This window comes from Acinetobacter sp. AKBS16, assembly GCF_002899995.1.
In the GTDB taxonomy this organism is placed as follows: Bacteria; Pseudomonadota; Gammaproteobacteria; order Pseudomonadales; family Moraxellaceae; genus Acinetobacter; species Acinetobacter baumannii.
Genome location: NZ_POYH01000015.1, coordinates 1 through 23,439 on the forward strand (window position 1 = coordinate 1; position 23,439 = coordinate 23,439).

Consider the following 23,439-nt stretch of genomic DNA (forward strand, 5'->3'; position numbering starts at 1 on the left):
GGTAAACGATGTTAAGTCTTAAGTGGCGCAGCGGACGGGGCTCGAACCCGCGACCCCCGGCGTGACAGGCCGGTATTCTAACCAACTGAACTACCGCTGCACTTGAGATCTTAACGTAAAGGCTTGGTGGGCGCTGACGGGATCGAACCGCCGACATTCTGCTTGTAAGGCAGACGCTCTACCAACTGAGCTAAGCGCCCTTAACGTCTTCATCGTTTGTGAGGTGCATTATAGAGAATCTTTAACAGGTGTCAAACGCTTTTCGACAACTTTTCAAAAAAATGCGAATGAATGATTAAAAATAAGTCATTATTAAGTAAAAAACAATTTTTTGTATTTTATTTAAGCACTTATTTTAATATTTTGATCATTCGGCTAATTAAACAATAATCTTTAAAATCCTATTTTAGGTTAAAGATTGTTCAGACAAATAAACTAATGCGTCTTCAGAGACTAAATCAAACAATTCAATGATTTCTTCATTACGCATTCGAATACACCCATGTGACATTGGAACCCCCATGGGTTCTTTATCAGGTGTACCATGAATATAGATATAACGTTGCATCGTGTCATGGCCTTCGCCTTTGTTAAAGCCCTCTTCTAGACCATCTAACCAAAGAATGCGTGACAATATCCAATCTCGTTCAGGAAATTGTGCGGCTAATTCACTGCTATAAACTTCACCTGTGGGCTGCCGTGCAATAAAAACTGCATTTTTGGGAGATTGCATACCAAATTTCTTAGCAACCCGATGCCATCCACGTGGGGTTTTACCCGTATTTTCTTGTTCCCCAATTCCATTTTTGCCAGTAGAGATCACGTAAAACTTATTATGTTTAGGTAAGCTTAAAGTTTGATTTGCTAAATCGATAAGAATATCTGCATCTTCAAGTTTAAATTGGGACATCGAATTTCTTCTCTTATATCAACTCAACTATTTTGAGCTTTAATGAAAAATTATGGGAAAGCTTGTCTTGCGCCAAAGTTAAAATATTATCAATCTTTTAACTTTGGCTCAGGACGTAGCCATAACCAAATTGCAACAACAAGCATGGTAGTATCGGTAAAGACCTTGACCCAAAACGGCGCCGAAGTAAACAGCATCAGAATACCACTTGCGGTCATCATAATGGTTGCAATCCACTTTGCCTTACGCGGTACTGTCCCATTTGCTCGCCAGTCCCGCAGGGTTGGTCCATACTTGGGGTGGTTTAACAACCACGCATCCATCTGAGGCCATCCCTTTGAGGCCGCCCAAGCAGCCAGAATAAGAAACACTGTTGTCGGCATGCCTGGTAAAATTGCTCCAATAATACCAAGCGTGATAAAAATCACGACCAGAGTTCGCCAAAACAATGTTCGCATATATAAACCTTAAGCTATTGTTACTCGTAGTATAAAGTGTTTTTCTGGTATTGTTTTGTTGATTGACCATGAAATTTGGATGAATTATTTCGAGTACTCAACGTATGAATATTGCCTCAATTAAAACATCCTATTTTGAGCCATGGTTACAGTTCAGTCACCCAATGGTAAGACAATTGGCCTTTACAATTGCCAGCCCGAACCTACTTAGCCAACTTCCCTGCAGCCTTACTATTCGACATAGTTTTCAATTACATACAGATAAAAATTGGGAACAACATTTTCAAAATTACTTACCCCGCCTAAAGCAGCTTGATGCAGCACCAGAACCCTTACTTCAATTTATGTCTCGGCTTAAGAGCACACGCTTAGGTTTACGTTTTGAAAATTTACTTTGGTTTTGGCTACAAGAAGATCAATATCATCCTTATCAGTTATTAGGCCATAGTATTCAAAAAATTGATGGAGCAAAAACTTTAGGTGAACTCGATTTTTTAGTTTTAAATCAAAATACTCAAGAAATTGAACATTGGGAAGTTGCTCTAAAATATTACCTAGGTGAAGGTCAATTAAATTTAGAACAATGGATTGGTTTAAATAGACAAGATACTTTAAGTAAAAAGCTTTACCACTTTACTGACAAACAATTTCAATTTTCAGAAGCTTTGGGTTTTAAAGTTCAACAACGTTTCGCTGTCTTAAAAGGACAACTTTATCTTCCTCTAAATTTACCTCAAGAACAGCCTATTCCTGAATGGGTAAATTTAAAACGTCGCTTAGGTACTTGGGGTACAGAAATCCCTAAATCTGACTTTTACCGCTTAGAAAGACATGAATGGCTTTGTCCTCATCAAAAAGCGAGTTCAAACACTGCTTATTGGTGGACTGATGGCCTATATTGTCAAAATATTAATGAAACCCGATTTTATATGTTCAGGCACCCTGCTTTACTAAGCTTAAAACCTTCTCTCATCAAAAATAACGGTGTTTTACAAGAGACCACGCCCTTATAGAAACAATTTATAACGTTTTTACTATTAAACAATCATGTTTCTTTTTCCGTTTGTTTTTTAATCTAAATTTACTTCATTATTAAATTTATACGGAGAAAATGATGAAAAAAGTTTTAGTCGCATCTGTAATGGTGGCATTTGTTTTAACAGGTTGTAATACGTTCAAGGGTTTTGGTCAAGATGTCTCTAAAGCTGGTGATGCTGTAACTAACACCGCACAAAAAACTGAAAATAAAATGTAAGTTATGCTTAACATTTAAAAACCTTATCGTTTCGATAAGGTTTTTTTATTTTTAAATACCCATCCCTTAGAGATTCGCCTATTATATCGGACTATATTTCACCTCATCAGTACGCAATTTCCGGTATGAACCACTCAGACACTCTCTCGCTTAGCTTAGAACTTCTACAACAGCCTTCTGTTACTCCTATTGATCATACTTGCCAAACTATTATGGCTGAGCGCTTAGCTAAGGTTGGCTTCCATATTGAACCTATGCGCTTTGGAGATGTCGATAATTTATGGGCTCGACGTGGAACCGAAGGCCCTGTATTTTGTTTTGCTGGTCATACCGACGTAGTACCAACAGGACGTTTAGACGCTTGGAATTCAGATCCATTTGCACCAGAAATTCGCGACGGCAAATTATATGGTCGCGGTTCAGCAGATATGAAAACTGCATTAGCTGCAATGGTAGTTGCATCTGAACGTTTTGTAGCAAAACACCCAAACCATAAAGGTTCAATTGCTTTTTTAATTACTTCAGATGAAGAAGGTCCTGCTGTTAACGGTACAGTTAAAGTCATCGAAACACTGGAAAAGCGTAATGAAAAAATTACTTGGTGTTTGGTTGGTGAACCATCAAGTACTCATAAATTAGGTGATATTGTTAAGAATGGCCGTCGTGGTTCTCTTAATGCTGTATTGAAGGTTCAAGGCAAACAAGGTCATGTAGCTTACCCACACTTGGCACGTAATCCAATTCATGAAGCATCGCCAGCGTTAGCTGAGTTGTGCCAAACTGTTTGGGACAATGGCAATGAGTATTTCCCTGCAACTTCATTCCAGATTTCAAATATCCATGCAGGTACTGGCGCAACCAATGTAATCCCTGGTGCTTTAGAAGTTACTTTTAATTTCCGCTATTCAACCGAGGTTACAGCAGAACAGCTTAAACAACGTGTTCATGAAATTTTAGACAAGCATGGCTTGCAATATGAAATTGTCTGGAATTTGTCTGGCTTACCATTCTTAACTCCAGTAGGTGAATTAGTTAACGCAGCTCAAACTGCTATTTTAAATGTGACTGGTACTGAGACTGAGCTTTCAACAAGTGGTGGTACATCTGATGGGCGCTTCATTGCTCCAACAGGTGCACAAGTTTTAGAACTCGGTGTTCTAAACGCAACTATCCATCAAATTAATGAACATGTTGATGTACATGATCTTGATCCATTAACTGATATTTATGAGCAAATTTTAGAAAATTTATTAGCTCAATAAAATAAAAAAGGAACTCAAAAGAGTTCCTTTTTCTTTTATAAACCAAGTAATTTTTCAATATATTCTAAGTTAGGTATATAGTAGCGTTGATCTTGCATACGCACATATTTAAATACTGCTGGGTGTTGTTCAGCCTCATGCTCATCCATTTCATCGACAATTTCAGAAATACGCAGACGAGTAGAAACTGGCATTGTTTTACAGATTAATGCAAAACGTTGGCTAATATCTTCCCCTTCAATCACTAATGCTACTGCATGTTGATCAATTGTGTTATGTACTGAGTAGACGGGTAGCTTCACATCATGCCATTCAATATGTTTTATGCCATTTTTTACATCCATGGCAGACAACACGATGTTTTGTGGCAATAGCATAGGTACCTGATCGTTACATTCAATGATATAAGCGTCAATAAAACCAGTTGAAACCGTAATAAGATGCTGTAGCTCTTGTTGGTCCATATTAGCGATCAATGATGTATTTACACTACCTTTCATGATTTGACCTCACTTTCAGACGCTACAAGTAAAGCATCGATATTCTCTAGTAACTCTTCTTCTTGGAAAGGTTTACCCATATATTGACTTACACCTAACGAGAATGCTCGTTCACGATGTTTTTCGCCTGTTCTAGATGTAATCATAATAATTGGCATGTATTGATGCATATCATGATGTCGTACAAGATTGAGAACCTCAAAACCATCCATACGTGGCATTTCAATATCAAGTAGCATCAAATCTGGCTTAATATTTTCTAGCTGTTCTATGGCGTCAACACCATCTTTAGCCGTAACCACATCATAGCCTTGGCGTTCAAGTAATCGGGAAGTGACCTTACGCACAGTTACTGAGTCATCTACAATCATGATGAGACGGCGTTCATCAGACTCTCGTTGTCTATATATTGCTTCACTAAGTTGTTTATGACGCTGAGTTGACTGAATTTGTCGCGCAATATTTTGTCCGTCTAAAATTAAGCAGACCTGTCCATCACCTAAAATTGTGGCGCCTGCAATTGCTCCAATGCTAGAGAACTGTTGACCAATTGGTTTCACTACAATTTGTGCTCGAGAGCCAATTAACTGGTCAACAAGTAGTGCCACAGTTTGGCCATTATTGGCTTTAATCATTAACACAGGTAATGAATACATCACGCCATTTAGACGTGGTATGGGTTGGTTGCCAACAAATTCTGAAAGATAACGTAATGGATAACGTTTATTTTCATACTCAAATAGTTCTTGAGGACTTTCAAAATACTGCTCTAAAGAGGCTGGTGATACTCGAATAATTCGATCGATTTGAGCGAGTGGAATCGCAAATTGTTGATCTGCCACTTTAACCATTAAGGCATCACTTACCGCTACTGTAGTCGGTACGCGAATCGTAAATGTTGTTCCCTGCCCATAGATGGATTCAACGCTGACATGTCCACCCAAAGACTTAATATCACTCTGCACGACATCAAGACCTACACCACGTCCGGAAATCTGAGTGACTTGCTCTGCTGTACTTAAACCCGGATGGAAAATGAGTTGCAGTATTTCTTGCTGTTCTAAGTCTTGTTCTGGCTTGATCAATCCGGCAAGGTTTTGACGTACTTTTTCAACATCAATGCCTTGACCATCATCACTAAAGACAACCACAACATCCGTACCTTGACGCTGAATATTAAGTTCAATACGCCCTGTTTCCGGTTTATTTGCTTGTTGCCGCTGCATTCGGTCTTCTAAACCATGGTCAATTGCGTTTCTGAGCATATGCTCAAGCGGAGTCACTAACCGTTCTAAAATATTGCGGTCCAACTCACCTTCCGTATTATTTACGAAAAGCTCAGCAGGTCTATTCAATGCTGTAGACGTCTGACGAACAATTCGTTGTAAACGCGGCAATAAACGCGAAAATGGGACCAAACGTGTCCGCATTAAACCTTCTTGAATTTCCGCTTGAATTCTTGATTGTTGTAAAAGCAAACTTTCGGTATCTCTGATCTTGTCAGATAACGTATTTTTAAAGTCGACCAAGTCCGATGCAGATTCAGCAAGCGATTTCGACAATTGATTTAAAGATGAATACTGGTCCATCTCTAACGGATCAAAGTCGGTATAACGAGAATGTTCAATTCCATGTTTAGCAATAATCTGTGTTTCTAACTCACCTTCCATTCGTCGTAACTGATCGGCAAGTCGTTGAATCGCCAACTCCATTTCAACTAGTGTATGGCTAAACTGGCTTAGGTCCATTTCAATTCGTGAACGGTTAATGGAGTTTTCACCAGACAAATCAATCATTTTCTCGATTAAGTCGGCTGAAACACGGATCATTTCATTATTCTGATCCAGACGCTCTGTTTGCTCCCATGCTCCCATCATTGGTGGAGGCTCTGTACCATCACCTTGTATAAAGGTCATCACCGGTTCTGAGCTAAACAAGTCCGCTCTAGTTAACTTAGTCGGAATCTGGATTGTAGTTTCAAAGAATTGAATATTTTCTAAACTTTGCTGTAATCCATCGAAATGCTGATAGTTATGGTTGAAAATTGCATCTTTTAACCATGCAATTGCACTTTCTAATAAATGATCATAAATATTTGAATTGAAGTGATGCAACGCAAATTGTTCAAAAGCATTTTCTAGTTGGTAGGCAATTGCTTGTACGGCTTCTAAACCCACCATTCGTGCACCACCTTTCAAACTGTGCACGGCTCTTTGTAGCTGAAGCAAAATACTACGGTTTGTACGTTGTTCAAACCATTGTTTTAATAGCGACTCAGCCATTTCTAACAATTCAGTAGCTTCTTCTAGGAACGTCTGTTCAACAACAGCCTCAATGTCCTGTTCATCAGCTGCAATTTCACTCTCTTGCGATGTAACCGTGGTAATCATCTCAACTGGAGTAGCTAACTCGGTAACCGCTGTATCGAATACCTGATCGTGATGAGTTTCTAGCTTTGCAAGAGCAGGTTCAAGTTCTACTGGTATCTCATCTATTATTATTTCAGATATCACCTCTTGCTCAGAGAATATCTCACTTTCAGTATCAAATGCCTCAACGACTGGTAAAGGTTGGAAGTTAGAGTTTTGACCCGCTCGTTTTAATGCGTTAATTGTGTAAGGGGCTGCATAATCTAGTTGTTGTTCACGCATGACTTGTAAACGATCAGCCAAGTCATCTTGAACCAAACGAATAAAATCAATTAAATCTGAAGTTGCCACTAATTGCTTTTGAATTAAACGCTCATAGATGCTTTCTAATTCATGGGCAATCAAACCAAGATACGTTGCCTGAACCATATTTGCGCCCCCTTTCAAGGTATGCAAATAACGCATTAGGTTGTTCAGAGCTGCAAAGTTTTCTTGCTCACCTACCCAAATATTAAGATCGGTATCAATTCCCTCAAGTAATTCTTCAGCTTCCTCAAGAAAGATATCTAAAAGATCAGCATCAAAATTTCGATTCACTTGTGTAGATGAAATATATTGTCGATCTTGCTGCACACTTTGACCTAATACCGCCCAGTCTACAGAGTCTGAGAAATTCTCTACAGTAGCTACTACTTCTGGCTCTTGTTCAATATTGGATATTGGTTCAAAAGATGTCGAATCCTGCTGAGGCAGGTCATTTGATAGGTCTGGAGTGTACTGCGTATAAAGTTTTAATTCTTCTAAAATACTTTGATGTTGCTTAACAACACCGACTCGCTGACCAGCAGCTAAAGCATCAAATAATTGAATGAGCTGTTGATGCGCTTTTTGATAAATTTCAAATATATAGTCTGATTGTAATAACGCAGGTTTATCAAGCAGTACTTCATAACTTTCTTTAAGTTGGCTGGTATATTCATGTAAACCCAGCATTGCTTGAGAATGTGTATGTTGCAGTAATAAATCAGCCTGTTCACTTAGGCGTTCAAGGTAATCAGGAAACTCATTACGAATTCCCTTCTCAAAATCTAATTCTGCATCCAGTAATTCAGAAACATCTAATTGTAATAATTGCGATACTAAGCCATGAGAAGGCATTAACGGATCTGTTCGGTCGCCATGTTGCTCAACATATGCATCCCAAGATTGATTAAATTGCTGCAATCTCGCTTCGAGCTGTTCACTTGAACTATATCTAGATAGTAGTTCCAAGCTATCTCGAACAAACTCACGATATTCCTGTAATAATAAAATTTCTTCAGAGTGAGAAGATAACTCTTCTTGCAGCAGTATTTTAAATAAATGCTCAACTTTGGTACTGGCCTCGAAAATTGTTTCGACCTGCGCCATTGCAGAGCTACCACGCAAAGTATGTAAAGCGCGGATTAAAGCATTATAACTGTCGTACTGATGTAACTCTTGATCTAAGAATTGATGGATCGTGGCTAAATGTTCTTCTGCCTCTTCCATAAATAAGGTCAAGGTTTCATCTAGATTTATTTCAATTTCAGTATGTGTAGTTTGAATGATTGGCTCGGCTAACGAATCTTGTTCGATATAACCTAGCTCAAGACCAGTCACTGTTTCGGCCGTAAGCGTATTTGAAAGTTGTAAAAGCTCTTCTAAAGCTGGTTCTAAACTTTGCTGTTGTTGTAGTTGTTGGCCTAATAAAATAAGAGGTCTGAAATCTAAGGTATGTGCTCTTTTTTGCTTAAAATTATCTACTAATTTAAGGAAATAGAACTTAAATACTAACTGCACATAGCTCTGGATAGTTGGCGTTAATTGTAAGCTTTGGTTGATTACCCGGTTGAGTGTATCTTCAACTGTCCACGCAAGCTCAGCTGAAGATTTAGCACCAATCATTCTTCCGGAACCTTTTAAGGTATGGAAATGACGACGAATTTCAGTGAGCGTAGCAATATTCTCAGACTGCATCCATTTATTTATCAAAGGTTGCAAATCAACAAAAATCTCTTCAATTTCTTCAATGAAGATCTCAAGAAACTCAGCATCTTGTTCAGAATAGCTATCTTCAGGTAGCGTCATTGCTTCAGTTAAAGTTTTTAATATTTCTTTCATAGCAAAGGCTTCTTTTGCTTACCCCCTGAGTGGGGAAAACTACAGAGACAACACCAGAAAAATAACTATCTCCCCAATATTTGTCTGGCGCTGCTCATACTTTTAAAAGAATAGCGATATGAGAATAGCTATTCTTATCCCCCAATTTAGTCTGGTAATTTAAAGTCCGTTACTGACTCACGTAATGACTCTGCCATATTCGCCAACTCTGATACGGAGCGAGCAGTGTCAAACGTTGCCGTTGTTGTTTGCGAAGTAATTTCTTGTACAACCGTCATGGTGGTTGCAATGTGACTCGCAGATGCTGACTGAAGTTTTGCTGCGTCGGAAATGCTCGCAATCAATTTTGCCAAGTCACCCGATACTTTTTGGATTTCATCCAGTGCAATACCCGCATCTTTTGCCAAATTCGCACCACGTACAACTTCCGTCGTTGTTTGTTCCATTGAAATAACGGCTTCGTTGGTATCGGTCTGAATTGTTTTAACCAGTGTTTCGATCTGTTTGGTTGCAGATGCTGAGCGCTCAGCAAGACGTTGTACTTCATCGGCAACCACGGCGAAACCACGACCAGCCTCACCTGCCATAGATGCTTGAATTGCTGCATTTAATGCAAGGATGTTCGTTTGGTCTGCAATATCGTTAATGAGCGATACGATGTTACCAATTTCTTGAGAAGACTCACCTAAGCGCTTAATACGTTTAGAAGTTTCCTGAATCTGCTCACGAATAGTATCCATACCTTCAATTGAACGATTTACCACTTGTGCACCATTTGATGCAATTTGTACTGAACGCTGTGCTACTTCCGCAGATTCAGAAGCGTTGGCAGATACTTGGTCAATTGACTGTGCCATTTCATTCATAGCAGTAGAAGCACCTGCAATTTCTTGCGCCTGATGTTCTGATGCCTCTGCTAACTGGTTAGTAATACTTTGCGTATCTTGTGTGTAGCGTGCAACTTCCTGAGAGGTTTCATGAATTCGTGAAACCAAATCTCGAAGTTGGTCAATTGCGAAGTTAATCGAGTCGGCAATGGCACCCGTAAAGTCTTCAGATACAGTTGCATATGAACGTAAGTCACCATCCGCCAAGTCGGCAATTTCATCAAGTAAACGTAAAATCGCATTCTGGTTACGGTCATATTCTTCCTGTAATCGAGCAACACGTTGCTTATCCATTACACTACGTAGTGTAATTAACTTGAATACAGAGAAAATTAGTCCGCCTAATGAAAGAATAAGAACAGCACCTAAAAATAAGGTGAGCCAGTTCTTTCTTGCAACATCAGATAAATGTCCTAGACTTTCCAACATTACATCCGATTTAGAGAAAATCTGAGAAGAAGCCTGACGAACATTGACAATCTGGCTACCATTTTTTAATACCGTTGCAGCAGCAGATTTTAAGACTTTGTCATATTCAGACTTAATACTTTCTAAAGATTCACGTAAAGCCGGATCAGCAATACGATCAACACCTAACTCGGCATTACCATTCAGTTCAGCATTTAAATAGGTACCAAAAGTCTCAATATCGACACTAAAGTCACTAGTTGATACATTTCCGTCCGTACCACTTAACACCGAGTTAATCGAACGTAAAATACGCTCTGCAATAAATACCTGGTTTTTAGCAATAATTACCTGACTACTTGGCAAACCTTGGCGAGCCATTTGGTCGACCATCAAGTTATATTCTGCCTGAATCTCTGGAACCGTTTCACTAATCGAGATGTTGGTATCATATAACTGGTTAAGTACTCGTTGATGTGATGAAATCAAATCAATATTTTTTGAAACCTCACCCCATATTTTCTCAACTTTTTGATATTCATCGGTCGACTTACCGTGAATATTTTCAATTTCAAGTAAGTTCTCATCAAAGTCTTTTTTAGATTGCTGTAGCTTTGTGATCGCCTCTTGAGAACCCGACTCTGTTGCTTCAGTTGCTTGTTTAGAAATGGTTTGAGATAACAGACGTAACTCACCAAGACTTCGAATTAACTGGTTATGACGAGGCACATTATAAAATAGATAAGCTAATGAAATTAACGCACATACTAAACATAACAGCGCTGCATAAAGGATAGGCTTGGACTTTTCACTTTCCCCAAATAAACTGGCAAACTGCTCAATTTTTGACTGGATTTTTGCAATAAAATTGACACTCGATTTTCCGGTAGCACCGCGATTGCCACTTTTCTTTTTAAGTTTAAAGCCCATACAGCTTCTCCCCAGAAAAATACGCTGTTCATTCACAGCATAAAAATTAGTTTATAAATTTTGTCGATGCGTTCATGTAGTGTGGGTTTTGCAATAACCGACTAAATAAAAAGACATGCCAATGTTGATTGTGTTGGTGAAAATACCCTTGGCAATATTCTTTTAGGTTTTCCTCTAAGTCTGAACTCTGAGAAAAAAAACTTTTTTTATTAAAGTGCTGAATCCCCAAAACCTGATCCACAACCAACCCCACATACTGGTCATGATGGCTAATACACAGCACTTTTTGGGTAGACGAAAATGAACTCCGCTGCCCTGAAATAAAATGAGCCAAATCAGATACCGAAAGTAATCTTCCACGAATATTTGCCAATCCCTTGACCCAACTTTGAGTATTTGGAACTGGTGTATATTTCGGTGGATAGATAACTTCTGACACTTCCCCAAGTGGTGCGACGAAGTATTGCCCTCTCATTTCAAAAGCAATTCCTGACCATCGCTGTGCTTCATTTTGAACTGAAGCGTAATTCTTATTACCCCGTTTAGACAAACGAAGTAACTCGATAAATCCATTCGCAGCCATACTCGATCCTATAAAACAGGCGTATTTATCCCGTTATTTATGTTTTTATGGATGGATGAGTTAATTTAGAAATTGTTTAATTACATCAATTAATTGCTTTTCTTCGATTGGCTTGATTAAGTAATCGATTGCGCCTTGACGTTTACCCCATACTCGGTCAGTTGCCTGATCTTTAGTACTCACAATCACCACCGGAATATGCTTCGTGTCTTCATCACGGGTAATCTGGCGCGTTGCCTGAAAACCATTTACACCTGGCATGACCACATCCATTAATACCAAGTCAGGCTGCTCAGCTTTTGCCAAAGTCACACCATCTGCACCGTTAGATGCTTCAAGTACGTCATAGCCATGCTTAGTTAGGATTTCTTTAAAACGAAAAGTTTCTGTTGGTGAGTCATCAACAATGAGAATACGTGCCATTTCTTTTGCCCTCAAATTACTTATTATGAACTTACATGATTACGAATCGCATTTAGCAATTCATCTTTGCTAAAAGGTTTCGTCAAGTATTCATCTGAACCTACCACACGCCCTTTTGCCTGATCAAATAAACCATCTTTACTAGAGAGCATGATAACGGGAATGTTCTGATAATTTTGAGAGTTCTTAATCAGAGCACAAGTTTGATAACCGTCTAAACGAGGCATCATGATATCTACAAAAACAATATCCGGATTCGCTTCAGCAATTTTAGATAAAGCTTCAAATCCATCGACAGCAGTAATCACTTCGCAACCTTCGCGTTGCAATAGAGTTTCTGCGGTACGGCGTATAGTTTTTGAGTCATCAATAACCATTACTTTCAGATTTTGGAATGCATCTTCCATTTAATCTTCCATCCCCATAACATAAAATATAAATGCAATTTAACTTAAATTTGTTTTTACAGATTTATACGCATTTTTAACATATCTATACTTCTATTTTCAATGAAAGCTTTTTGTCTACTTTCTCATTTATAAACAATAACTTTTAACCTCATCACACTTTCAAAAAAATTATCATTTTTTTTATAATGTCGATATTTTTATTCAGTTAAATAATAACTAATATATTTAAGATTAATTATTTAAAAATAAGTGACTTACCTTTCTTTTTTGGGGAATTTTATGAATAAGCGGATGAAATATGCCTTTTATAGGAACTGCTTGTCTGTATCTATAGGCATTGCCTCTTGCGGAGCACTGTTTTTCTCTTCCCCAACGTTGGCTGCAAATGCTGCTCCTAAAGCTGTCTGGTATCGTTATTATGATCAGCATGGTATTGCGAATATTAGTACATCCGTAACGCCGGCTCATATTCGCTATGGATATGAAGCACTCGACCAGAATATGCAGGTCATTAAAAGAAATCATCCTTATAATTCTGAAGCCGATTTAAATCAGTCCTCACAGCGTGCATTATCAGCTCGATATAGAGAAGAAGATAACAAATTAAAAAGAGCATATAGCAATAGTAAAACTGCGACGATTAAAAGAGACCAAGCATTATTGGCAATTAAAAAACAAATAAATTATCAGCAGGACCAACTGAGCCAATTACAACAAGACAAAATTTTATTTAAGCGGCAAGAAATGGAATATTTTCGTAAGGGTGAACAAGTTCCCGAAAGACATAAAACCTTGATTGAAAACAATCTTATGAATATTAATAAGGTTAAACAAACACTTGAAATACTTTCGAAAACCTATAATCGCACCAATAAAGATTATGAAAATATTATCGAACGTTTAAAAAAGCTTGAATAAGGTTACAGCTTTATCAAGAATAGGGGCAAAATAAAATTTGAATTACAGGATGATGCTGTATGCGCACAACGCATCTTACCCCTTCTACTTTTTTTAAATTAAGCTTGATCAGTCTGAGTTTAATCTTAGCTGCATGTAACCAGCAAGAAGTACCAAAAACAACAGCATCTGAACCTAAAAAAATTGAACTCATTCCTCAAGATTTAATTCCTGTAAAAGAAGGCTCACTCGCCGCTCAAACCGCTTTTACAGGAACTATTCGTGCAGTACAACAAAGTTCTATTCAAGCCCAAGTTAGTGCAACAGCGACTGCCGTTACAGCCAATGTAGGTCAAAAGGTACAAAAAGGCCAAGTTTTAGTTAGATTAAATAATCAAGACAATGCTGCACGCTTAGCTCAGGCACAGGCTAATCTTGCTTCTGCTCAGGCACAAGCAGAACTTGCACGTAATTTGATGAATCGAAAACAAAGATTGCTCAATCAAGGCTTTATTGCCCGTGTAGAGTTTGAACAAAGTCAGGTGGATTATAAAGGTCAACTTGAAAGTGTTAGAGCTCAACAAGCCAATGTGGATATTGCTAAAAAAGCTGATCGAGACGGTATTATTACCAGCCCCATTTCAGGTGTGATTACGAAACGACAAGTTGAACCGGGACAAACCGTTTCGGTTGGACAAACATTATTTGAAATCGTTAATCCGGATCAATTAGAAATACAAGCGAAACTACCTATTGAGCAACAAGCTGCCTTAAAAGTAGGTAGCTCTATCCAGTATCAGATTCAGGGTAACTCGAAACAATTACATGCCATACTGACTCGTATCTCACCTGTAGCAGATCAAGATAGCCGACAAATTGAATTCTTTGCGAGCCCTAAAGAAGCGATTGATTCATTAAGTATTGGTGCGTTCATTAACGGTATTATTTTGCATAATGATAGCAATCAGGGCCAAACCATTCCTTTAGATAGCATTCAAAATCTGCAACATGATCCTTTTGTATGGGTGATACGCAATCAAACGATTCAGAAAGTCAAAATTCGAGTGGTTGAGCAACGATACAACGAAAATATTGCTTTAGTTCAGGGTTTACAAAGTACAGATCAGGTAAGTCGTGTCCAGTTTGAAGATTCTGATATCAATAAAAAAGTGACGCTTACAACCGAAAAAAATAAATAAGGTAGCAAATAGCTTATGTGGTTTACCCGAATTAGTGTGAAGTACCCCGTTTTTACCATCATGATGATGCTCAGTCTAATGGTACTCGGGTTGGCATCTTGGAAACGTATGACCGTTGAAGAGTTTCCAAATATTGATTTCCCATTCGTAGTCGTCACTACGCAATATGCGGGTGCTTCACCTGAAGCAGTTGAATCGGACATTACCAAAAAACTCGAAGATCAAATCAATACCATTTCAGGTATTAAACAAATTACTTCACGCTCAAGTGAAGGGCTTTCGATGGTGATTGCAGAGTTTAATCTTGATACGTCTTCGGCAATTGCAGCACAAGATGTTCGCGACAAAATTGCTCCAGTTATTGCCCAATTCCGCGATGAAATAGATACGCCGATTGTACAACGCTACGATCCATCATCTAGCCCAATTATGTCAGTCGTGTTTGAATCTAACAGCATGAGCTTGGCTCAATTAAGCTCCTATGTAGACAAAAAAATTGTACCTCAGCTTAAAACTGTTTCTGGTGTGGGTAATGTCAATTTACTAGGTGATGCTAAACGTCAAATTCGGATTAAGGTTCATCCTGAACAATTACAAAGTTATGGTATTGGTATTGATCAGGTAATTAACACCCTAAAAAATGAAAATATAGAAGTACCTGCAGGAACCTTACAACAAAAGAATTCTGAACTAGTTGTTCAGATTCAATCAAAAGTCATCCATCCTCTTGGATTTGGTGATTTAGTTATTGCTAATAAAAATGGTTCCCCTATTTTTCTAAAACAAGTAGCAACCGTTGAAGATACTCAAGCAGAACTGCAATCAAGTGCTTTTTATAATGGAAGAACAGCGGTTTCTGTCGATATTTTAAAAAGTTCCGATGCCAATGTAATCCAAGTTGTTGATAAGACTTATCAAACCTTAGAGAAGCTAAAAGCTCAAATGCCTGCGGGTTTGAATTATAAAGTCGTCGCTGACAGCTCTAAAGGTATTCGTGCTTCAATTAAAGACGTTGTTCGCACCATTATTGAAGGAGCGGTCTTAGCGGTTTTAATTGTTTTACTCTTTTTGGGTTCCTTCCGATCTACTGTTATTACAGGTTTAACCTTACCGATTACCCTACTTGGCACATTAACATTCATCTGGGCATTTGGGTTTAGCATTAACATGATGACACTGTTGGCCCTGTCACTGAGTATTGGTCTATTAATTGATGATGCAATTGTGGTTCGGGAAAACATTGTCAGACATACAGAGCTCGGCAAAGACCATGTCACCGCGGCTTTAGACGGTACTAAAGAAATTGGGTTAGCAGTACTTGCAACCACACTCACCATTGTGGCGGTATTTTTACCAGTTGCATTTATGGGAGGCTTAATTGGGCGTTTCTTCTACCAATTTGGGGTAACGGTCAGTACGGCTGTTCTTATTTCCATGTTCATCAGCTTTACACTCGACCCAATGCTTTCCGCACACTGGAAAGATCCTGTAAAGAAAAAAGAAAGTCGACTGCAACGTTTCTTTAACTATATTTCTAATCTATTAGATGGCCTAACGCATATCTATGAAAAGCTTTTAAAGCTTGCCTTACGCTTTCGTTTCATCACAGTCATTATTGCAATTGTTTCATTGGTTGTGGCATTAGGCTTATCAAAAATGATCGGAAGCGAATTTGTACCTACACCAGATAAAGGTGAAATTCGTATTCAGTTCGAAACCCCTGTTGATTCTTCTTTAGAATATACCCAAGCAAAATTACATCAAGTTGATCAGATTATTAGGCAATTCCCTGATGTCGTTTCTACTTATGGAGTGGTTAACAGTGAAGTCGACTCCGGTAAAAACCATGCAGGTTTAGGAGTCACCCTAAAACCAAAACAAGAACGTAGCGCAGACCTGACAACACTCAACAATGAATTCCGTGATCGTTTACAAAGTGTAGCTGGCATCCGAGTGACTTCAGTCGCTGCTGCTCAAGACTCAGTGTCTGGTGGTCAAAAGCCAATCATGATTTCTATTAAAGGATCTGATCTAAATGAACTACAAAAAATCTCGGATCGTTTCATGGCTGAAATGGAAAAAATTGATGGTGTGGTCGATTTAGAAAGCTCTTTAAAAGAACCTAAACCGACTTTAGGTGTACATATTAACCGTGTACTGGCCAGTGATTTAGGTTTATCTGTTTCTCAAATTGCGAATGCGATTCGACCACTCATTGCAGGTGACAATGTCACAACATGGGAAGATCGTGACGGCGAAACTTATGATGTGAATATCCGTTTAAATGAAAATAAACGTGTGCTTCCCCAAGATGTACAGAACCTATATCTCAACTCGAATAAAACCAATGCAAATGGGCAAAATATTTTAGTTCCATTAAGCGCCGTAGCCACAACCCAAGAAAAACTTGGAGCTTCGCAAATTAACCGACGTGACCTTGAACGTGAAGTTTTAATTGAAGCAAACACTTCAGGACGTCCAAGTGGGGATATCGGTCAAGATATCGATAAAATGCAAAAAGCATTCAAATTGCCAGCTGGTTATACCTTTGATACTCAAGGGGCAAATGCCGATATGGCTGAATCTGCCGGTTATGCGTTAACGGCAATTACCCTTTCGATTGTATTTATTTATATTGTGTTGGGTTCTCAGTTTAATAGTTTTATTCACCCTGCTGCGATTATGGCATCTTTACCATTGTCCCTGATTGGTGTCTTCCTGGCCTTATTCTTATTTAGGAGTACCCTAAATCTATTTTCAATTATTGGCATTATTATGCTGATGGGGCTGGTAACCAAAAACGCGATTTTGCTTATCGACTTTATTAAAAAAGCGATGGAAGATGGGATAAGTCGTTATGATGCTATTTTACAAGCAGGCAAAACCCGTTTACGCCCAATCTTGATGACAACAAGTGCGATGGTGATGGGTATGGTTCCATTAGCTCTAGGTCTAGGTGAAGGTGGTGAACAAAGTGCACCAATGGCTCATGCTGTAATTGGGGGTGTCATTACCTCTACCTTATTGACTCTTGTGGTTGTCCCCGTCATTTTCACTTATCTGGATGACTTGAAAAACTTTATGCTGCGTCAAACCCGACGATTCATGTCATAATGCAGCGACTATCGTATAATCCGCGTTTTTATAACGCTTAACTTTTAGGACTTTTTCCATGCGCGCAAGCCGCTTTTTATTTGCAACGTTGAGAGAAACCCCAAACGATGCTGAAGTGATTTCACATCAGCTCATGTTACGTGCGGGGATGATTCGTAAATTGGCATCTGGTTTATATACATGGCTGCCGATGGGAACACGTGTGCTTAAAAAAGTTGATGCCATTGTTCGTGAAGAAATGAACCGTTCAGGTGCTATGGAAGTGTTCATGCCCGTAACTCAACCCGCAAGCTTGTGGGAAGAATCGGGTCGTTATGAACAATATGGTCCTGAATTATTACGTTTCAAAGATCGTCACGACAATCCGTTTGTGCTTGGTCCTACACATGAAGAAGTGATTACCGATTTAGCACGTAACGAGCTAAAAAGTTATAAACAGCTTCCTGTAAATTTCTATCAAATTCAAACCAAATTCCGTGATGAGATCCGCCCTCGTTTTGGTGTAATGCGTTCACGCGAGTTCATCATGAAAGATGCTTATTCTTTCCATGCAACTCAAGAATCATTACAAGAAACTTATGATGTGATGTATGACACCTATAGCCGTATTTTCACTCGTTTAGGTTTAGATTTCCGCCCAGTACAAGCAGATACAGGTTCAATTGGTGGTTCAGCTTCACATGAATTCCACGTATTAGCTGCAAGCGGTGAAGATGACATTGCATTTTCAACTGAGTCTGATTATGCAGCAAACGTTGAAATGGCTGAAGCTGTTTTAGTGGGTGAGCGTGCAGCGCCTACACAAGAATTTAAATTGGTTGAAACACCAAATCAAAAAACAATTGCTGATGTTTGCCAGTTCTTAAATGCTGATCCTAAACAATCTGTAAAAGCATTATTGGTTCAAGGCGTTGCTGATGAGAAAGGCAATGTACCTGTCGTTGCTCTATTCTTACGTGGTGACCACGAACTGAATGAAATTAAAGCCGAGAAACATCCTCTAGTGGCCGCTCCTCTTGCGTTTGCCACAGAAGAACAACTTCAAGCATTTGGCTTAACTGCAGGCTTCACTGGTCCACAAGGTTTAGTTGAAAAAGGCATCACTGTAATTGTTGACCGTGCTGCATCTGTTCTTTCTGACTTCGTTGCTGGTGCAAATGAGGCAGACAAACATGCTGTAGGCGTAAACTGGGAACGTGATGCACAGATTACTGAAGTTTTCGATTTACGTAATGTGGTTGAAGGTGACCCATCTCCAGATGGTAAAGGTACACTACAAATTAAACGCGGTATTGAAGTAGGCCATATTTTCCAACTTGGTACTAAATACTCTGAAGCTTTAGGATGTAAAGTTCTCGGTGAAGATGGCAAACCATTTACAGTAACAATGGGCTGTTATGGTATTGGTGTGACACGCGTAGTTGCAGCTGCAATTGAACAAAATTACGATGACAAAGGGATTATTTGGCCACAAGCGATTGCTCCTTTTGAAATCGCAATTGTTCCAATGAATGCACACAAATCACCACGTACTCTTGAAGCAGCAGAAGCGCTTTATGCAGAACTTCAAGCCCAAGGCTTTGACGTATTACTTGATGACCGTAACGAACGTCCGGGTGTTAAATTCTCTGACCTTGAACTAATGGGTATTCCACACCGTATTGTGATTGGTGAAAAAGGTCTTGATGCAGGCACTTTTGAATATAAAGGTCGCCGTGATGCTGAAGCGAGCAATTTAACTAAAGAAGAACTCTTAGCTAAATTAGCGCGTTAATAAATACATAAATAAAAAAGCAGCTTTTAGAAGCTGCTTTTTTTAATTTAATTTTATGCCTGAACTGTTAAGTCTTTAATGGTTGTGGAAGATCCATTGTTTTTAACCGATTCAATGCCTTTATCTCGTGAAGCTTCACTGGCATAAAACTGGCTCGAACCAATAATTTGATGATTTGCAGCTTTTAAATTGAAGTAAGGTTTCCCATTTTTTGCAGTTAAACGATCATATCGCGCATCGTCACTACTATTTTTTTGAACTGACTCAATACCATTGACTGCTGATGCTTTTGCTTTATATAGCTCACTATTTAAAATAATTTCGCCATTACCAGCCTTAAGTACAAAGCGATATTGTCCATCATTCGCTTGTGTAATTTCGTACCATCCTGCCATATGAACCTCGTTTTTTTGTTGGTGTGGGTATGACTTTCGTTATTATTCTGGACGAAAGTTAATTCTTCTTAATGACAATATAAATGAGCTATTAAGCTTTAGATAGTCTACTTTTTATACATTATCGTAATAAAATTATAAGGATGTTGAAATGTAAAAAGGTAGAGATCACGCCTGCAATCTCTACCAAAATGTAATTAAAATTAACAAATTAAGCTTTTTTTACAAATTCAGATTTTAACTTCATCTGACCAATACCATCAATTTTACAGTCAATATTGTGACCATCACTTGCGTCTGGAACTAAACGAATAGTTTTTACTTTTGTTCCGACTTTAACAACTGAAGAAGAACCTTTAATTTTTAAATCTTTAATTACAGTAACGCTATCGCCATCCGCCAAAACGTTTCCATTAGCGTCTTTAATAACTTCTTGCTCTTCAGTTACTAAAGCTTCCCCTTCTTTCCACTCGTGTGAGCATTCTGGACAAATTAATAAATCGCCGTCTTGATATGTATATTCTGATTGGCATTTTGGACAGTTTGGCAAAGACATAAAAAAATCTCAAAAAGTATATTATGCGAGATATGACTCATTTTTTAAAGTTTTAAATAAAAGACTTTTACCAAAAAAAAATTTATATATTTAACTTTTGCTCTTTTCTAATAAATATTCTTTTAAAATAATCGCATGGTTATGTTCCACATCTTTAGCCGAATATAAAAGTGTGACTTTATGATGTGAAACGATTTCTAATAACTCTTTTACTGCGGGGTTGGTTTCTAGTTCTTTTAAATAACGTTGTTTGAACTCATTCCAATGTTCTGCGGACTCTGCATGAAACCACTTACGAAGTTCAGTTGAAGGAGCTATTTCTTTTAACCATAAATCTAAATGAGCATTTTCTTTGCTAATCCCTCGACTCCATAGTCGATCAACTAAAATTCGCTTACCATCACCACCGCTTACATCGTCATAAATTCTTTTAATTTGTATATCCATATCTTTATCTCACAAGAAGGCTTAACTGATTGAGCTTCATATGATCATTCAATATTTTGTTCATTTTTGATAGTGTTTAAAAAATAAAAAATGAGTAGTTTTTCTACTCACTTTTTATTTAAATCTCAATTAAAAAAAGACAATTATTGATCTGGAATGTCGGCTTCTACTAACAACTTCAATAAAGATAAAGACTCTTGCCAGCCTAAATAGCATGCTTCCACAGGAATAACTTCAGGTATTCCTTCTTGGGTAATGTGTATTTCTGTGCCGACCAATACTGTTTTTAATGTAATGGTGACCTGCATCGTGCCTGGTAAATTTGCGTCGTCAAATTGGTCGTTATAACGAATTAATTCATTGGGAACCAGTTCAACATAAGTTCCCCCAAATGAATGCGTTGACCCGGTTGAGAAATTGGTAAAGCTCATTTTGTATGAGCCCCCTACTTTTGCATCAAAACTATGAACCTTCGCGGTAAAACCGTGAGGTGCCATCCATTTAACTAAAGCATCTGGGTCAAGAAAAGCACGATAAACTCGTTCAGCTGGTGCCTTAAACACTCGATGTAATTTTACTGTACCTGTTGCCATTGTCTTCTCCTTATTTTAAGTCCATTTAAGTTATAAAAATTATGTTGAATAGCTTAAACCGTAGAATTTCTTTTAACGTATATTTTTGGTGTTTTTTTGACCTAAACCAATTGTTTTATACAAAATTAAATTACGAAAACTATGGCTGATTTTTTAGTAAAAATGGAGCAAAATAGTCAGCAATCATAAAGAAACATATTGAATTTGAGATTAATCATGAGTCTGCTCGCTTTCTCCTCATATGCATTAAACGGTGTAGATGCACAAAAGTTTTTACAAGGCCAAGTGACTGTAGATACTGAACGTTTAGCTGAAAATGAAACACGCTATACAGCCATTTGTGATCTTAAAGGCCGCATCCATTTTGGCTTGTGGCTAAAAAAGAATAATGCAGAAAGTTTCGAAATTATTGTCACTCAAGATCAAGCAGAAGAATTCGCGAAGCACATTAAAAAATATGGTGCTTTTTCAAAAATGACCTTAAGTGAACAAGGTACTGTGTTCCCAAAAGTTGTGAATGGCCATACTGAGTTCAGCTCTACAGAAACTGATATTTCCGAATGGCAAAAACAAGCCATCATGACAGGTCAAGCATGGATTGCTCAAGCGACTGAACATGAGTTTCAGCCACAAGAATTACGTTTACATCAACGCGAAGGCGTCAATTACGATAAAGGCTGTTACTTAGGTCAAGAAATTGTGGCGCGCCTTTGGTTTAAAGCAAAACCAAAACACTGGTTACATTTAGTTCAAGGTACGGGTGATGCACCTGCTCCAGCAACTCAACTGCACAATGATGTAGAAGTGGTTAATAGTACCCAAACTACTGACGGTTATATTGCCTTAGTTGTCGCGAAACCTGCCGCCCTTGAAGAGTTAGGGCTTCAAGTTTTAGATTTACCAGAAGCTTTAAGTGGTGATGTTGCTAGACCACAATAATTATATTTAATAAATTAAAAGCCCGTGGATAAATCTACGGGCTTTTCTATAGATACAAAATTCTAATGAATTCATTAAATTAGGGCATCAATTTTTTAAGTTTTCTATGCCATCATAATCCATGTTGTAATCTAAGAGAAAAAATATGAAAACTAAACTTGCTACACTCATGTTGAGTTTGGCTTTTTTCGGTTCTGCTCATGCTGATGTTAAAACACTTGAACAAAATCTGAAGACAAATTATCCAGACCTCCCTGTAAAAGGTGTCTATCAGTCACCTGTCGCTGGAATTTATGAAGTCTATACAAGTGGCCGTATTGTTTATACCAATCAAGATGCAAAATACTTTTTTGTAGGCAATTTAGTTGATATCAAACAACAAAAAAATATGACAGAAGAGCGAATTGCCGAATTGGGTAAAATTGATGTTAAAAGTCTCCCATTAAATCAGGCAATTAAATACGTCAAAGGTAAAGGAGAGCGTACTCTTTATATTTTCAGTGACCCTGATTGCCCTTACTGTCAGCGTCTAGAACAAAATATGGTTGGAGTGGATAACGTAACGGTATATGTATTCTTATATCCACTGACCAGCTTACATCCAAATGCTGAAAAGGTTTCTAATCAAATCTGGTGCTCTAAAAACCCTTCAGAAGCTTGGACAAATTATATGCTTAACCGTAAATTGCCAGCGGCTGGCAAAAGCTGTACAAGTCCAATTCAGAAAAATATTGCTTTAGGCCAGAAATTAAATATAGATGGTACACCAACTCTGTTCTTACAAGATGGTCAAAGAATCTCTGGCGTACCAAGTGATGCAAAACAGATTGAAGCATTATTACAGTCAGTAAAATAATCCAATACGCCATTCTCTTAAGTAGAGTGGCGTATTATTTTTCTCCACAGTTTGCTTTATAGACATCGTTTTATATACAAATCGGCTGTTTACTTTCGGCCATCAATATTTATGATGAGAAATTGAATTGAG

General features: G+C 38.2%; 21 protein-coding genes and 2 tRNA genes. 9 read left to right on the forward strand and 14 right to left on the reverse strand.

The window, feature by feature from the left end; genetic code table 11:
* Nucleotides 1–23: 23 nt before the first annotated feature.
* The 4 genes from C1642_RS02230 to C1642_RS02245 form a co-directional block, all read right to left on the reverse strand.
* A tRNA-Asp gene (locus tag C1642_RS02230) sits at nt 24–100 on the reverse strand.
* Between the two features lie 24 nt (nt 101–124).
* A tRNA-Val gene (locus C1642_RS02235) sits at nt 125–200 on the reverse strand.
* A 206-nt stretch (nt 201–406) separates the two neighbouring features.
* Nucleotides 407–910: a cell wall-recycling L,D-carboxypeptidase ElsL gene (gene elsL, locus C1642_RS02240; RefSeq protein WP_021511304.1), complete on the reverse strand. Its 504-nt coding sequence runs from the start codon at nt 908–910 to the stop codon at nt 407–409.
* 89 nt (nt 911–999) lie between these two features.
* The gene (locus C1642_RS02245) at nt 1,000–1,368 is read right to left on the reverse strand and encodes a YbaN family protein (RefSeq protein ID WP_001259501.1); all 369 of its coding nucleotides are present in this window, start codon (nt 1,366–1,368) and stop codon (nt 1,000–1,002) included.
* 104 nt (nt 1,369–1,472) lie between these two features.
* Between C1642_RS02245 and C1642_RS02250 the strand changes: the two genes are divergently transcribed.
* The 3 genes from C1642_RS02250 to dapE all read left to right on the forward strand — a co-directional run bounded on the left by C1642_RS02250 (nt 1,473) and on the right by dapE (nt 3,885).
* Nucleotides 1,473–2,381, forward strand: coding sequence for a DUF1853 family protein (locus C1642_RS02250; RefSeq protein WP_032018856.1), 909 nt, complete (start codon nt 1,473–1,475; stop codon nt 2,379–2,381).
* 98 nt (nt 2,382–2,479) lie between these two features.
* Nucleotides 2,480–2,623, forward strand: a complete 144-nt coding sequence (locus C1642_RS02255; protein ID WP_001984826.1) for an entericidin A/B family lipoprotein — start codon at nt 2,480–2,482, stop codon at nt 2,621–2,623.
* Between the two features lie 125 nt (nt 2,624–2,748).
* Nucleotides 2,749–3,885 carry a succinyl-diaminopimelate desuccinylase gene (dapE, locus tag C1642_RS02260; RefSeq protein WP_001016581.1) on the forward strand — a complete coding sequence of 379 codons (1,137 nt, stop codon included), beginning with the start codon at nt 2,749–2,751 and terminating at the stop codon, nt 3,883–3,885.
* Nucleotides 3,886–3,920: 35 nt separating this feature from the next.
* Here the strand turns inward: dapE and C1642_RS02265 are convergent, their stop codons facing one another.
* The 6 genes from C1642_RS02265 to pilG form a co-directional block, all read right to left on the reverse strand.
* Nucleotides 3,921–4,385, reverse strand: a complete 465-nt coding sequence (locus C1642_RS02265; protein WP_000678920.1) for a hypothetical protein — start codon at nt 4,383–4,385, stop codon at nt 3,921–3,923.
* Nucleotides 4,382–8,896, reverse strand: a complete 4,515-nt coding sequence (locus C1642_RS02270; RefSeq protein ID WP_103235854.1) for an Hpt domain-containing protein — start codon at nt 8,894–8,896, stop codon at nt 4,382–4,384. The genes C1642_RS02265 and C1642_RS02270 overlap by 4 nt, the downstream gene beginning before the upstream one ends.
* 146 nt (nt 8,897–9,042) lie before the next feature.
* On the reverse strand, nt 9,043–11,121 hold the full coding sequence (locus tag C1642_RS02275) for a methyl-accepting chemotaxis protein (RefSeq protein ID WP_000505931.1): 2,079 nt from the start codon (nt 11,119–11,121) through the stop codon (nt 9,043–9,045).
* A gap of 46 nt (nt 11,122–11,167) precedes the next feature.
* Nucleotides 11,168–11,704: a chemotaxis protein CheW gene (locus C1642_RS02280; protein WP_000729762.1), complete on the reverse strand. Its 537-nt coding sequence runs from the start codon at nt 11,702–11,704 to the stop codon at nt 11,168–11,170.
* Between the two features lie 60 nt (nt 11,705–11,764).
* The gene (locus tag C1642_RS02285) at nt 11,765–12,127 is read right to left on the reverse strand and encodes a response regulator (protein ID WP_000101096.1); all 363 of its coding nucleotides are present in this window, start codon (nt 12,125–12,127) and stop codon (nt 11,765–11,767) included.
* Between the two features lie 23 nt (nt 12,128–12,150).
* Entirely contained in the window at nt 12,151–12,534 is a 384-nt protein-coding gene (gene pilG / locus C1642_RS02290; RefSeq protein ID WP_000389061.1) for a twitching motility response regulator PilG, read from the reverse strand.
* Nucleotides 12,535–12,816: 282 nt separating this feature from the next.
* Here pilG and C1642_RS02295 point away from each other — a divergent pair, with 282 nt between their 5' ends.
* Genes C1642_RS02295 through C1642_RS02310 form a run of 4 tightly spaced genes read left to right on the forward strand, consistent with a single transcriptional unit; the run spans nt 12,817 to nt 19,521 of the window.
* A complete protein-coding gene (locus tag C1642_RS02295; protein WP_002027721.1) occupies nt 12,817–13,455 on the forward strand; it encodes a hypothetical protein in 639 nt (212 codons plus the stop codon).
* Nucleotides 13,456–13,514: 59 nt separating this feature from the next.
* Entirely contained in the window at nt 13,515–14,633 is a 1,119-nt protein-coding gene (locus C1642_RS02300) for an efflux RND transporter periplasmic adaptor subunit (protein WP_103235855.1), read from the forward strand.
* Nucleotides 14,634–14,648: 15 nt separating this feature from the next.
* Entirely contained in the window at nt 14,649–17,747 is a 3,099-nt protein-coding gene (locus C1642_RS02305; RefSeq protein ID WP_103235856.1) for an efflux RND transporter permease subunit, read from the forward strand.
* Nucleotides 17,748–17,805: 58 nt separating this feature from the next.
* Nucleotides 17,806–19,521, forward strand: a complete 1,716-nt coding sequence (locus tag C1642_RS02310) for a proline--tRNA ligase (protein ID WP_001202763.1) — start codon at nt 17,806–17,808, stop codon at nt 19,519–19,521.
* A gap of 53 nt (nt 19,522–19,574) precedes the next feature.
* Here C1642_RS02310 and C1642_RS02315 read toward each other — a convergent pair whose 3' ends face one another.
* The 4 genes from C1642_RS02315 to C1642_RS02330 form a co-directional block, all read right to left on the reverse strand.
* Nucleotides 19,575–19,916 carry a YegP family protein gene (locus tag C1642_RS02315; protein WP_000929502.1) on the reverse strand — a complete coding sequence of 114 codons (342 nt, stop codon included), beginning with the start codon at nt 19,914–19,916 and terminating at the stop codon, nt 19,575–19,577.
* 211 nt (nt 19,917–20,127) lie between these two features.
* A complete protein-coding gene (locus C1642_RS02320) occupies nt 20,128–20,472 on the reverse strand; it encodes a zinc ribbon domain-containing protein YjdM (RefSeq protein WP_103235857.1) in 345 nt (114 codons plus the stop codon).
* 90 nt (nt 20,473–20,562) lie between these two features.
* Nucleotides 20,563–20,919: a DUF488 domain-containing protein gene (locus C1642_RS02325; protein ID WP_000354389.1), complete on the reverse strand. Its 357-nt coding sequence runs from the start codon at nt 20,917–20,919 to the stop codon at nt 20,563–20,565.
* Between the two features lie 143 nt (nt 20,920–21,062).
* Nucleotides 21,063–21,512 carry an SRPBCC family protein gene (locus C1642_RS02330; RefSeq protein WP_000190594.1) on the reverse strand — a complete coding sequence of 150 codons (450 nt, stop codon included), beginning with the start codon at nt 21,510–21,512 and terminating at the stop codon, nt 21,063–21,065.
* A 216-nt stretch (nt 21,513–21,728) separates the two neighbouring features.
* On the opposite strand from C1642_RS02330, the gene C1642_RS02335 reads away from it, so the two are divergent.
* Nucleotides 21,729–22,451, forward strand: coding sequence for a YgfZ/GcvT domain-containing protein (locus C1642_RS02335; RefSeq protein WP_103235858.1), 723 nt, complete (start codon nt 21,729–21,731; stop codon nt 22,449–22,451).
* Nucleotides 22,452–22,596: 145 nt separating this feature from the next.
* Nucleotides 22,597–23,307: a DsbC family protein gene (locus C1642_RS02340; protein ID WP_000850476.1), complete on the forward strand. Its 711-nt coding sequence runs from the start codon at nt 22,597–22,599 to the stop codon at nt 23,305–23,307.
* Nucleotides 23,308–23,439 lie beyond the last annotated feature (132 nt).

Bases quoted from the DNA above. Each gene is read 5' to 3' on its own strand.
- elsL (WP_021511304.1), bottom strand. From the start codon at position 910: ATGTCCCAATTTAAACTTGAAGATGCAGATATTCTTATCGATTTAGCA.
- C1642_RS02245 (WP_001259501.1), bottom strand. From the start codon at position 1,368: ATGCGAACATTGTTTTGGCGAACTCTGGTCGTGATTTTTATCACGCTT.
- C1642_RS02250 (WP_032018856.1), top strand. From the start codon at position 1,473: ATGAATATTGCCTCAATTAAAACATCCTATTTTGAGCCATGGTTACAG.
- C1642_RS02255 (WP_001984826.1), top strand. From the start codon at position 2,480: ATGATGAAAAAAGTTTTAGTCGCATCTGTAATGGTGGCATTTGTTTTA.
- dapE (WP_001016581.1), top strand. From the start codon at position 2,749: ATGAACCACTCAGACACTCTCTCGCTTAGCTTAGAACTTCTACAACAG.
- C1642_RS02265 (WP_000678920.1), bottom strand. From the start codon at position 4,385: ATGAAAGGTAGTGTAAATACATCATTGATCGCTAATATGGACCAACAA.
- C1642_RS02270 (WP_103235854.1), bottom strand. From the start codon at position 8,896: ATGAAAGAAATATTAAAAACTTTAACTGAAGCAATGACGCTACCTGAA.
- C1642_RS02275 (WP_000505931.1), bottom strand. From the start codon at position 11,121: ATGGGCTTTAAACTTAAAAAGAAAAGTGGCAATCGCGGTGCTACCGGA.
- C1642_RS02280 (WP_000729762.1), bottom strand. From the start codon at position 11,704: ATGGCTGCGAATGGATTTATCGAGTTACTTCGTTTGTCTAAACGGGGT.
- C1642_RS02285 (WP_000101096.1), bottom strand. From the start codon at position 12,127: ATGGCACGTATTCTCATTGTTGATGACTCACCAACAGAAACTTTTCGT.
- pilG (WP_000389061.1), bottom strand. From the start codon at position 12,534: ATGGAAGATGCATTCCAAAATCTGAAAGTAATGGTTATTGATGACTCA.
- C1642_RS02295 (WP_002027721.1), top strand. From the start codon at position 12,817: ATGAATAAGCGGATGAAATATGCCTTTTATAGGAACTGCTTGTCTGTA.
- C1642_RS02300 (WP_103235855.1), top strand. From the start codon at position 13,515: ATGCGCACAACGCATCTTACCCCTTCTACTTTTTTTAAATTAAGCTTG.
- C1642_RS02305 (WP_103235856.1), top strand. From the start codon at position 14,649: ATGTGGTTTACCCGAATTAGTGTGAAGTACCCCGTTTTTACCATCATG.
- C1642_RS02310 (WP_001202763.1), top strand. From the start codon at position 17,806: ATGCGCGCAAGCCGCTTTTTATTTGCAACGTTGAGAGAAACCCCAAAC.
- C1642_RS02315 (WP_000929502.1), bottom strand. From the start codon at position 19,916: ATGGCAGGATGGTACGAAATTACACAAGCGAATGATGGACAATATCGC.
- C1642_RS02320 (WP_103235857.1), bottom strand. From the start codon at position 20,472: ATGTCTTTGCCAAACTGTCCAAAATGCCAATCAGAATATACATATCAA.
- C1642_RS02325 (WP_000354389.1), bottom strand. From the start codon at position 20,919: ATGGATATACAAATTAAAAGAATTTATGACGATGTAAGCGGTGGTGAT.
- C1642_RS02330 (WP_000190594.1), bottom strand. From the start codon at position 21,512: ATGGCAACAGGTACAGTAAAATTACATCGAGTGTTTAAGGCACCAGCT.
- C1642_RS02335 (WP_103235858.1), top strand. From the start codon at position 21,729: ATGAGTCTGCTCGCTTTCTCCTCATATGCATTAAACGGTGTAGATGCA.
- C1642_RS02340 (WP_000850476.1), top strand. From the start codon at position 22,597: ATGAAAACTAAACTTGCTACACTCATGTTGAGTTTGGCTTTTTTCGGT.